12 protein-coding genes and 1 tRNA gene are annotated in these 10,549 nt (G+C 63.8%); 2 read left to right on the forward strand and 11 right to left on the reverse strand.

Translation table 11 applies throughout. From position 1 onward, the window contains the following. Positions 1-89: 89 nt before the first annotated feature. The 6 genes from deoA to NKJ35_RS13835 are packed head-to-tail and all read right to left on the reverse strand — an operon-like array spanning position 90 to position 6,264. Positions 90-1,409 carry a thymidine phosphorylase gene (deoA, locus tag NKJ35_RS13810; protein WP_352647704.1) on the reverse strand — a complete coding sequence of 440 codons (1,320 nt, stop codon included), beginning with the start codon at positions 1,407-1,409 and terminating at the stop codon, positions 90-92. Next, positions 1,409-2,227 carry a purine-nucleoside phosphorylase gene (locus tag NKJ35_RS13815; protein WP_352647706.1) on the reverse strand — a complete coding sequence of 273 codons (819 nt, stop codon included), beginning with the start codon at positions 2,225-2,227 and terminating at the stop codon, positions 1,409-1,411. The genes deoA and NKJ35_RS13815 overlap by 1 nt, the downstream gene beginning before the upstream one ends. After that, positions 2,224-2,616 (reverse strand): cytidine deaminase, encoded by a 393-nt coding sequence (gene cdd / locus NKJ35_RS13820; RefSeq protein WP_023675315.1) that lies wholly within the window; start codon positions 2,614-2,616, stop codon positions 2,224-2,226. Before cdd ends, NKJ35_RS13815 begins: the two co-directional genes overlap by 4 nt. A gap of 6 nt (positions 2,617-2,622) precedes the next feature. Beyond that, positions 2,623-3,594: an ABC transporter permease gene (locus NKJ35_RS13825; RefSeq protein WP_254816863.1), complete on the reverse strand. Its 972-nt coding sequence runs from the start codon at positions 3,592-3,594 to the stop codon at positions 2,623-2,625. A gap of 1 nt (position 3,595) precedes the next feature. Beyond that, complete coding sequence (locus tag NKJ35_RS13830) at positions 3,596-4,735, reverse strand: ABC transporter permease (RefSeq protein ID WP_352647709.1); 1,140 nt, start codon at positions 4,733-4,735, stop codon at positions 3,596-3,598. After that, complete coding sequence (locus NKJ35_RS13835) at positions 4,732-6,264, reverse strand: ABC transporter ATP-binding protein (RefSeq protein WP_352478115.1); 1,533 nt, start codon at positions 6,262-6,264, stop codon at positions 4,732-4,734. The genes NKJ35_RS13830 and NKJ35_RS13835 overlap by 4 nt, the downstream gene beginning before the upstream one ends. Before the next feature lie 181 nt (positions 6,265-6,445). Between NKJ35_RS13835 and NKJ35_RS13840 the strand changes: the two genes are divergently transcribed. Beyond that, entirely contained in the window at positions 6,446-6,655 is a 210-nt protein-coding gene (locus NKJ35_RS13840; protein ID WP_031194007.1) for a SlyX family protein, read from the forward strand. Between the two features lie 65 nt (positions 6,656-6,720). Here the strand turns inward: NKJ35_RS13840 and NKJ35_RS13845 are convergent, their stop codons facing one another. From NKJ35_RS13845 to NKJ35_RS13855, 3 genes are all read right to left on the reverse strand, one after another. Further along, positions 6,721-7,710 (reverse strand): BMP family lipoprotein, encoded by a 990-nt coding sequence (locus NKJ35_RS13845; protein WP_352647711.1) that lies wholly within the window; start codon positions 7,708-7,710, stop codon positions 6,721-6,723. Between the two features lie 213 nt (positions 7,711-7,923). Continuing rightward, the gene (gene msrA / locus NKJ35_RS13850; protein ID WP_352647713.1) at positions 7,924-8,586 is read right to left on the reverse strand and encodes a peptide-methionine (S)-S-oxide reductase MsrA; all 663 of its coding nucleotides are present in this window, start codon (positions 8,584-8,586) and stop codon (positions 7,924-7,926) included. 66 nt (positions 8,587-8,652) lie between these two features. Then, complete coding sequence (locus NKJ35_RS13855) at positions 8,653-8,976, reverse strand: hypothetical protein (RefSeq protein WP_352469464.1); 324 nt, start codon at positions 8,974-8,976, stop codon at positions 8,653-8,655. 457 nt (positions 8,977-9,433) lie between these two features. On the opposite strand from NKJ35_RS13855, the gene NKJ35_RS13860 reads away from it, so the two are divergent. Then, positions 9,434-9,523, forward strand: a tRNA-Ser gene (locus NKJ35_RS13860). Between the two features lie 209 nt (positions 9,524-9,732). Here NKJ35_RS13860 and NKJ35_RS13865 read toward each other — a convergent pair. Further along, complete coding sequence (locus NKJ35_RS13865; RefSeq protein WP_352647715.1) at positions 9,733-10,053, reverse strand: hypothetical protein; 321 nt, start codon at positions 10,051-10,053, stop codon at positions 9,733-9,735. 223 nt (positions 10,054-10,276) lie between these two features. Then, positions 10,277-10,549, reverse strand: a 273-nt coding sequence (locus NKJ35_RS13870; protein ID WP_352647717.1) for a pentapeptide repeat-containing protein, incomplete at its 5' end; no start/stop codon positions are given.

Consider the following 10,549-nt stretch of genomic DNA (forward strand, 5'->3'; position numbering starts at 1 on the left):
AGGTCCACGCCAGCGAAAAGGGGACCGGTCGTCGGACAAGATCATGGTCCAAGAAAGATAGAGCCCATTCGATACCATCGGAATGGGCTCTATCCGCGGGGCAGGATCCGCCGGATGACGGTTTTCTCCGTGGCCGGTCTGGAAGGGCCGATCGTATAGGCCGAAAGCACGACGGCCGCGGCCGCTTCGGCATCCCCGGTATTTCGGGCATGGACTAGTGCCAGCGCTTCGCCGGCCCGCACTTCGGCGCCGACCGGCAACAGCCTGGTGATGCCGACGGCGTGATCGATCCTGTCGTCGGGCCGCGTCCGCCCGCCGCCAAGCCCGACCACGGCAAGCCCGATCTCGCGCGTCGCGATGCCGGAGACAAAGCCGTTCGCGCTCGCCTTGACCGCGAATTCCGTTGCCGCTTTCGGCAGATATTTTTCCGGATTGTCGACAAAGTCGGCGGGACCACCCAGTGCCGCCACCATGCGCGCGAAGATGGAAGCGGCGCGGCCGCCGGCCAGCGTCTCGGCGGCGCGGCGCAGGCCGTCCTGGTTGGACGACACCAGGCCTGCCGATTGCAGCATCTCGGCGGCCAGCGTCAGCGTCAAGTCCTCCAGCCGCCGGTCGCGAAAGCGGCCGGTGAGAAAATCGACGGCGTTGCGCACCTCGACCGCATTGCCGGCGGCGGAGGCCAGCGGCTCGTTCATGCCGGTGACCAGCGCCGATGCCTTCAGGCCGGCGCCATTGGCGACCTCGACCAGGCTGTTGGCCAGCGCGGTTGCGTCGCGCGATTTCTCCATGAAGGCGCCGTTGCCGACCTTGACGTCGAGCACCAGCGAACCAAGGCCGGCCGCCAGCTTCTTCGACAGGATCGAGGCGGTGATCAGCGGCACCGATTCGACCGTTCCCGTCACATCGCGGATCGCGTAGAGCCTGGCGTCGGCAGGTGCGAGGTCTGCGGTCTGGCCGATAATGGCGCAGCCGGTTTCGAGCACGGTCTTGCGGAAGCGCGCAACATCCGGCTGGCTGACATAGCCGGGGATGGCATCCATCTTGTCCAGCGTGCCGCCGGTATGGCCCAGACCCCTGCCGGAAATCATCGGCACATAGGCGCCGCAGGCAGCGACGATCGGCGCCAGCATCAAGGAGACATTGTCGCCGACGCCGCCCGTCGAATGCTTGTCGGTGACCGGGCCGGGCAGATCCGACCAGTCGAGCACATCGCCGGAATCGCGCATCGCGATAGTCAGCGCCACCGCCTCGTCGCGGCTCATGCCGTTGAAGAATACCGCCATGGCGAGGGCGCCGACCTGTGCGTCGGTAACGGTGCCGGCGGTCAGGCCCTCGATGAAGAACGCGATCTCCTCAGCCGACAGCTTCTGCCCGTCGCGCTTGCGGCGGATGATTTCCTGGGGAAGCATCAGGCGTCGACCCTGTGCTCCGGAAGCCCGTCCTGAAAAACACGCTGCAGGATGGTCGCCAGCCGCGCACCGCCGACCGGCGCCATGTCCTTGGTCTCCTGGTGCGACAGCTCGGCTCCAGTCATGCCGGCGGCAAGGTTGGTCACGACCGAACACGCGGCGACGCGCAGCCCGAGGAAGCGCGCGAGAATGACCTCCGGCACCGTCGACATGCCGACCGCGTTGGCGCCCATGACGCGCGCCATGCGGATCTCGGCGGGCGTCTCGAAGCATGGACCGGAGAACCACATATAGACGCCCTTGTGCAGCATGGTACCGGTCGCCTTCGCCGCCCGCTCGATGGCGGAGCGGAGACCGGCGTCATAGGCTTCGGTCAGGCCGACGAAACGGCGGTCGCTCGGTTCGCCGATCAGCGGGTTGGACCCCGAGAAATTGATATGGTCGGTGATCAGCATTACCGAGCCCGGACCCATCCCGGGATCGACCGAACCGGCGGCGTTGGTGAGGATCAGCCGGGAGATGCCGAGGCCGGCGAGCACTTCCAGCGCCGGCCGCATTGCCGCTGCGTTGCCGTGCTCGTAATAGTGTGCGCGGCCGGACAGCATCAGCACCGGCGTGCCGGCAAAGAGCCCCGCCACCACCTCGCCGGCATGGCCGCTGACGCCGCTTCGGGGAAACCCCGGCAAGTCGGCGTAGGAGATGCGCACCGCATCCTCGACCTGGTCGACGAGCCCGCCAAGCCCTGACCCCAGCACCAAGGCGGTGGTCGGCGCCAGCCCATCCAGCCTTTCGACGAGGTGATCGAGCGCTTCCTTCATTTCAGCACATCGCCTTCAAACCCGTATGGCAACAACTCGCCCATGGTCACGGTCTCGACCACGCCGCTGTCATCGCAGAGATAGAACTTCGTTTCCGGCCGGCAGAATTCGGCCAGCCGCTGCCGGCAGCCGCCGCAGGGCGAGCATTTTGCCACGCGTTCGGCGATCACGGCGATTTCCGTGATCTTGCCGCCGCCGCCCATGACGTAGTGGCCGAGCGCGGTGGTTTCGGCGCACCAGCCCTCAGGATAGGACGCGATCTCGACATTGGCGCCGGTGAAGACACGGCCGTCCTCGGTGCGCAACGCCGCGCCGACCGGAAATTTCGAATAGGGCGCATAGGCCTTGGCCATGGCGGCTTTCGCCGCTTCGAACAGATCATGAGCCATGATAGATCAGCGTTCCTTGACATAAGGCACGCCGCCGGCGCGCGGCGGGATTGCCTTGCCGATAAAGCCGGCAAGCAGGATGACGGTCAGCACATAGGGCAGCGCCTGCATGAATTGCACCGGCACCTTGCCGATCAGCGGCAGCGGCGTGCCTTGCAGGCGGATCGACGCGGCGTCGAGGAAGCCGAACAGCAGGCAGGCGAACATGGCGTTGACCGGTTTCCATTTGGCGAAGATCAGCGCGGCCAGCGCGATGTAGCCCTTGCCGGCGGTCATGTCCTTCACGAAGCCGCCATTCTGCACCATCGACAGATAGGCGCCGGCAATGCCGGTGAGCACACCGGTGCAAATCAGCGCTCGGTAGCGCAGCCAGGCGACCGAGATGCCGGCGGTGTCGACCGCGGCCGGGTTCTCGCCGACAGCGCGCAGGCGGAGCCCAAAGCGGGTGCGAAACAGCACCCACCAGGTGAACGGCACGGCCAGGAAGGCGAGATAGACCAGGACGGAATGGCCGGAGATGAGTTCCGAATAGATCGGCCCGAGAATCGGGACGCCCCTGAGCGCATCCGCGCCCGGCCAGATGATTGCTTCGAAGCGCTCGCCGGCGGCCAGCGCCGGCGTGCGCCCGCCTTGCTGGAACCAGGCCTGGCCGAGCATGATCGTCGATCCGGCGGCAATGAAATTGATCGCGACGCCGGAAACGATCTGGTTGCCGCGATGGGTGATCGAGGCAAAGCCGTGGATCAGCGCGAAGGCAACCGAGATGAGGATGGCCATGCCGAGGCCGATATAGGCCGAGTGGAAGACCGAGGCGGCGGCCGCACCGGCGAAGGCGCCGACAAGCATCTTGCCCTCGAGCCCGATGTCGAAGACGCCGGCCCGCTCCGAATAGAGGCCGGCGAGGCAGGCGAGCAGCAAGGGGACCGAAAGGCGGATGGTCGAGTCCAGGACCTGTACGATGGCGTTGAAGAAATCCATCTCAGGCGCCCTTCCCTTTGACCGCTTCCATGCCGACCGATTTCGGGCTGAGCGAGGCGAACAACGCCTGGACATAGGGCCGGAACATATGCTCGAGCGCGCCGGCGAACAGGATGACGAGACCCTGGATGATGACGATCATGTCGCGGCTGATCGCCGGCATCTCGAAGGCGAGCTCGGCGCCGCCCTGGTAGAGCATGCCGAACAGGATCGCCGCCAGCACGATGCCGACCGGGTGCAGGCGACCCATCAGCGCCACCGCGATGCCGACGAAACCGGCGCCCGAAACGAATTCGAGCGCGACATTGTGCTGGTCGCCCATCGTCGGGTTGAGCGCCATCATGCCGGCCAGCGCGCCCGACATCATCATCGCAATGATGATGATGCGTATCTCCGAAATCCCGGCATAACGCGCGGCTTTCGGGCTGTGGCCATAGGTGCGCATCTCGTAGCCGAGCTTCGTGCGCCAGATCAGCACCCACACCAGAAAGGCCATGGCCAGCGCCAGCAGGGAACTGACGTTGAATGGCGCCGAACGGATTTTGGCGCCGAACAATTCGATGACCCAGTTGAGCTTCGGCAATTGCGCGCCTTCGAGGAAGGTGCGCGTCTGCGGCGCCATCGAGCCGGGCGGCTTCAGCATCCCCACCAGCGCATAGACCATGACGCTGGCGGCGATGAAGTTGAACATGATGGTGGTTATGACGATGTGCGAGCCGCGCTTGGCCTGCAGATAGGCCGGGATCAGCGCCCACAGCGCGCCCATCGCCGCGGCGGCGATAATGGCAATCGGGAAGGTCAGCCACCAGGGCAGCACGCTGTCGAAGGCCAGGCAAATGATGCCGATACCGAGACCGGCGATATAGCCCTGGCCCTCGCCACCGATGTTGAACAGGCCGCAATGCGCCGCAACCGCCACCGAAAGCCCGCTGAAGATGAAGGTGGTGGCATAGAAAAGCGTGAACGCGATGCCTTGGCCGCGGCCGAAGGCACCCTCGACCAGGATGACCGCCGCGCGCAATGGGTTCTCGCCGACCAATATGACGACGAAGCCGGCAACGACGAAGGCGACGAACAGATTGATCAGCGGGATCAGGACGTAGTCGGCCCAGGCCGGCAGCTTGGCATAGGGAGTGCTCATTCCGCCGCCTCGCGCTGCTCGACGCCGGCCATCAGCAGGCCGAGCTCGCCCTCGGTCGCGTCGGGGCCGCGCTCGCCGACGATGCGGCCGGCAAACATCACCAGGATGCGGTCGGACAGCGAGCGGATCTCGTCGAGTTCGACCGAAACCACCAGCACCGCCTTGCCCTGGTCGCGCATGGCGATGAGGCGCTTGTGGATGAATTCGATGGCGCCGACATCGACGCCGCGCGTCGGCTGGCCGACGATCAACACGCCGGGATCTTGTTCCATTTCCCGCGCCAGCACGATCTTCTGCTGGTTGCCGCCGGAGAAATTGGCGGTCTTGAGGCGGCAGTCCGCCGGGCGGATGTCATATTTGACGATCTTGTCCCGGGCATCGTCACGGATGGCGTCGATGTCGAGAAACGGCCCCTTCAGATAGCGCTCGTCGTCCTGGTAGCCGAGGATCGAATTCTCGTTCTCCTCGAAGGCCAGCACCAGCCCGACGTGATGGCGGTCCTCCGGCACATGAGCAAGGCCACGCTCGCGCAGCTCGCCAGGGTCGGCGGCGCCGGTGAGGTCGATCGGCTTGCCGTCGAGCATGACCGAGCCAGAAACGGCATGCCTGATGCCGGAGATCGCCTCGAGCAATTCGGACTGCCCGTTGCCGGCGACGCCGGCAATGCCGACGATCTCGCCGGCATGGACGTCAAAGGAGACGTCGTCGACCATGGTGACGCCGCGGGAATCCTTGACCGTCAGATTCTTGACCGCGAGCTTGACGCCGCCGGCCTTCGCCTCGCCCTTCTCGACGCGCAGCAGCACGCGCCGGCCGACCATCAGCTCCGCCAGTTCCTCGACCGTGGTCTTCCTGGTTTCGCGTGTCGCCACCATCGTGCCCTGGCGCATCACCGAGACGGTGTCGGTGATCGCCATGATCTCGCGCAGCTTGTGGGTGATCAGCACGATCGTCTTGCCCTGCTCCTTCAGCTGCCTGAGGATGCGGAACAGATGGTCGGCCTCGGCCGGCGTCAGCACGCCCGTCGGCTCGTCGAGGATCAGGATTTCGGCGCCGCGATAGAGCGCCTTGAGGATTTCGACGCGTTGCTGCAGGCCGACCGGCAACTCCTCGATGATGGCGTCGGGATCGACTTCGAGCCCGTATTCGCGCTCGAGCCGCTCCAGCTCGGAACGCGCCTTGGCGATGCTCTTCTTCAGCAGTGCATCGCTTTCGGCGCCGAGAATGACGTTTTCCAAGACCGAGAAATTGTCGACCAGCATGAAATGCTGATGCACCATGCCGATGCCGAGCGCGATCGCATCATTCGGTGTCTTGATCGATGCCGGCTGGCCGCCGACACGGATTTCGCCGGAATCGGCCTGGTAGAAACCATAGAGGATCGACATCAGCGTCGACTTGCCGGCGCCGTTCTCACCGACGATGCCATGGATGGTGCCGCGCATAATCTCCAGATTGATGTCGCGGTTGGCGCGCACGGCGCCAAAGCTCTTGTCGATGCCGATCAGCTCGATTGCGGCTTGCGCCATGCAGCCTGTTCCCACTGTTATTTTTTTACCGCTTGGTCAAACGCCTAGCATGACGCCCAGTCTGTGCCAATTGGGTCTATGCCAATTGCCCGGAGCAGGGTTCACTCTCGACAAATCCCGCCATGCTTGTCAATTTCCAACGTGGCCGCAGCCTGCACAATCGCCTGATCGAGGATTTGGGATGACCATGCCTGACGACCGGCTGACGACGCTGGAAATCCGCGCCGCCGAGCAGGAGAAGACCATCGAGGAACTGTCAGGCCAGATCGCCGAGCAGTGGAAGGTGATCGAGCGCATGCAGCGCAAGCTCGACGCGCTGGCCGAGCGCTTCCTGGCGCTGGAGGAACAGGCCGCACCCGACGTGCCGGTGACCAAGCCGCCGCACTGGTGAGTGGCTGACAATGCAAAACCGCCGGGCTTTCACCCGGCGGCTCGTCAGTGTGCGATGTCGATCAATCAATACGGGCAGGCATTGTCCGACATGTAGTCGTGGACCTTGATGGTGCCGGCGATGATGTCGGCCTTGGCCTTTTCGACCGCTGCCTTCATCGCGTCGTCGACAAGCGCCTTGTTGTTGTCGTCCATGGCGTAGTCGACGCCGCCTTCCTTGAGGCCGAGATCGTTGACGCCCGCCGTGAACTTGCCGTTCTTGGCATCCATGAAGGTGTTGTAGACGGCAACGTCGACGCGCTTGACCATGGAGGTCAACACCTTGCCGGGCTGCAGGCCGTTCTGGTTGGAATCGACGCCGATGCCGAGCTTGCCGGCGTCGGCCGCTGCCTGCAGCACGCCGACACCGGTGCCGCCTGCCGCCGCGTAGATTACGTCGGCGCCCTGGTCGATCTGCGTCTTGGCGATCTCGCCGCCCTTGGCCGGATCGTTCCAGGCTGCCGGAGTATCGCCGGTCATGTTCTGGATGACGTCGGTGGCGCCGGCCGCCTTGGCGCCGCCGACATAGCCGCAGCCGAACCTGCGGATCAGCGGAATATCCATGCCGCCGACGAAGCCGACCTTCTTGGTCTTGGAAGCCATCGCCGCCATCACGCCGACGAGGTACGAGCCTTCCTGCTCCTTATAGACCAGGGAGCGGACATTGGGCTTGTCGACGACCATGTCGATGATGGCGAATTTGGTGTCGGGGAACTCGGTGGCGATCTTGTCAAGCGCGTCGGCCCAGGAGAAGCCAGCCATGACGATCGGATTGCGGCCGTCCTCGGCGAAGCGGCGCAGCGCCTGCTCGCGCTGGGTGGCGTTGCTGACCTCGAATTCCACATAGGGGATGCCGGTCTCGGTCTTGAACTTTTCGGCGCCGTTGAAGGACGCTTCGTTGAACGACTTGTCGAACTTGCCGCCGAGATCATAGAGGATCGCGGGTTGAATGTCCGCGGCGAAGGTCGGAAGAACCATTGCAGCTGCGGCCATAAGGCCGAGAACGATACGTTTCATGTGATCCACACCCCTGTCGGTTATTTGTCCATTATGCACCGCATGCCGGCCCGGTTCTCCGGCAGGCATGCAGCGTCAGGCAGGAGTGTCTTCCTCCCGCTTCGGGTCAATCTGGCACGGCCCGAAACAAAATTCACGTGGAATTTTGACCCTTTGGAAAAGCATGGCGCCGCATCGCGGCGCCACAGCATATTCCTTGCGTCAGGGCATAAATCAGGCGGAGACGGCGGCCGGAATGGCGCAGGAGACGCCGGTTCCCTGCAGGCCGCAATAGCCGTAGGGGTTCTTTGCCAGATATTGCTGGTGGTCTTCCTCGGCGAAGTAGAATTCCGGCGCCGGTGCGATCTCGGTGGTGATCTTGCCGCGTCCGGCACCGCGCAGCGAAGCCTCGTAGGCATCGCGCGAGGCGAGCGCCGCCTGGTACTGCGCGTCGTTGAACGTATAGATCGCCGAGCGGTAGGTGGTGCCGACATCATTGCCCTGGCGCATGCCTTGCGTCGGGTCGTGGCTTTCCCAGAACAGCTTCAAAAGCTCGGCATAGGACACGATCCTGGGATCGTAGACGACGAGCACGACTTCGGCATGGCCTGTGAGGCCGGTGCAGGTTTCCTGATAGGTCGGGTTGGGCGTGACGCCGCCGGCAAAGCCGGCCGCCGTGACCCAAACGCCCTCGACCTGCCAGAACAGGCGCTCGGCGCCCCAGAAGCAACCCAGCCCGAACATCGCCGTTTCCATCCCTTCGGGATAAGGGCCCTTGAGCGGCCTGTTCGAGACAAAGTGCTTCGATGCGGTCGGGATCGGCCGGTCGCGGCCGGGCAGCGCCTCGGCGGGCTTCGGCAGGTTGAGCTTCTTGTTCAGCATGTCGCTGAGAAACATAGTGTGGTTTCCTTTTCTTCTTGGTTGAGCCTCTCCGGTACGGGAACACCGGGTCAGGCTGAAATGTCAGGTTGCGGCGAACCGCCCGCTGGGGCGCTGCCGCCTGTAACCGATGGCATAAAGAATGAACGCCAGCACCGCGAACACGGCGAAGCCGGGCTGGCTGAGCACCCAGGCGATGGCACCGTCCCACAGCAGCGGATTGACCTTGTCGCGAACGAAGCTTTCGAAGGCGCTGCGCGTATCCGGCGAAACCGCGAGCCAGCTGGTATTGAGCGGGGTCATCACCAGCGCCGAAGCCGCCACCGAGCGGGTCGCATCGAGCACGGCCATGATGACCGAAACCGAAAGCGCGATCATTGCGGCAAGACGGAAGATAAAGCGGAACATCCGGACCCTTCCTCCCCAGGAGCTTATCAGAATGTCGTGTGGACTGCTAAATAGGATCTGCGTGCTTTATTCGCAATCGCGACACGCGAAGTTGAACCTACGCCGCCGGTTTGCGCCGGAGCCGGTGACGCGCCGGACGGCGAAGACGCCTCCGATCGCGTCGACAAACTCGCCGGCTGTCCACATCGGGTCAGCTGCTGCCGCATCGGCAAAACGGTGCGCCGGTGGCTGGACGGAGCCTCCCTATGCGGCAAAGCGAATAGAGTGCCGTTATGTCTTGGCATTCGGCACCGGATCGACTAGATGAGCCCCGCGCCTGTTGCTTTGACGGCTCAGGTGCGGGAAGGGTATCCGCTGGTTGACGGCGCCCGCGGCCGCAATTTCGGCCGGAATCCCAAAGGAGATGCATCTCCCCAACCCGCGCGGCGAAACCGGCCGCGTCGAAAATGCTAAAGACGGAGAGGTGGCCGAGTGGTTGAAGGCGCACGCCTGGAAAGTGTGTTTACGGGAAACCGTAACGCGGGTTCGAATCCCGCTCTCTCCGCCAGATACCCATTTAAGCGTCTGTTAGTGTTTCGCTTTGTGAGTTGCGGCCTTTCCGTTCCTAACGTCCGCAAACGATGAAGCTCGGCCACCATGCCGCCGCCCCTTCGTTGACTTTGCTTGGGAATCGGAGTGTCCGGAAAAAACCGCAGGGCAGCCCCCAGGATTCGCGTCTGCGGACCCCAATCCGCCCCGCCGGCGCCTACAGGCAATCTACCCCAACGCCCCCCAAGCGGCGCCGGCCACTTTCAGCCCCTTCGTTCGAAAGTTGGCTTCCAGTCGCGATTGCGCCCCGCTGATGGCCTTCGTAGTCAGGAATGCATGCGAAGAAGGTCGGTCACGGCCGGCAGCCTTGCAATTTGAGCAGACAAAGAGCCCGACCAAGTCGCCATGCATCGAGCCGTGGTCATGGCCGAGCCTGTCAATCAGCGCCTGGATGTCAAGTTTCGTCGATTTGCAGCACATCGGGTGCGCACAATTGACATAGATGGTTTCGCGGGCGGACAGAGTGTCGGCGAGGGTCTTTCGAGTCATGGCGATTCTCCGTTGAAGGGCTCGCCGCAACGGGAGGATTATATTCCTTAATGCTGATCCCCTGCATTGTCTCGTGCGGAATGGGCTCTCCGGCATTAGACAGGGATATCCGGAGTTCGCCGTCTCGGGTGGTGGCTTCGACCTTAATGGGCATGCCCGCGGCACAAAGTTACAGGTTCGAATCCTGTCGGGTGCAGCATTGCCGCAGTTCGCTTGCCGACAACTATTCCTGCTGGAATTGACAGGGCCAATCTTCAGGCCTCGTCAGGCCAGAAGGCAACTCGGTCCGGGCGTCTCCGCAAGCCATGTTGAGCTGCCACTGGGACAGACCCGCCGAATTGGAAAGGTCGACGCCCTCGATACGGGTCAGAAAGAAAAAGGCGCGGTCAAAGTCTATCGGCGCGGTGAACCTCGCTCCTCGGAAGTCCGCCCGTGCGAGATTGGCAAACGAGAAGCGGCTGCCGCTGATATCGGCGTCATGGAACTGCGCACGCCC

The organism is Mesorhizobium sp. M0136, assembly GCF_040322515.1.
GTDB lineage: Bacteria > Pseudomonadota > Alphaproteobacteria > Rhizobiales > Rhizobiaceae > Mesorhizobium.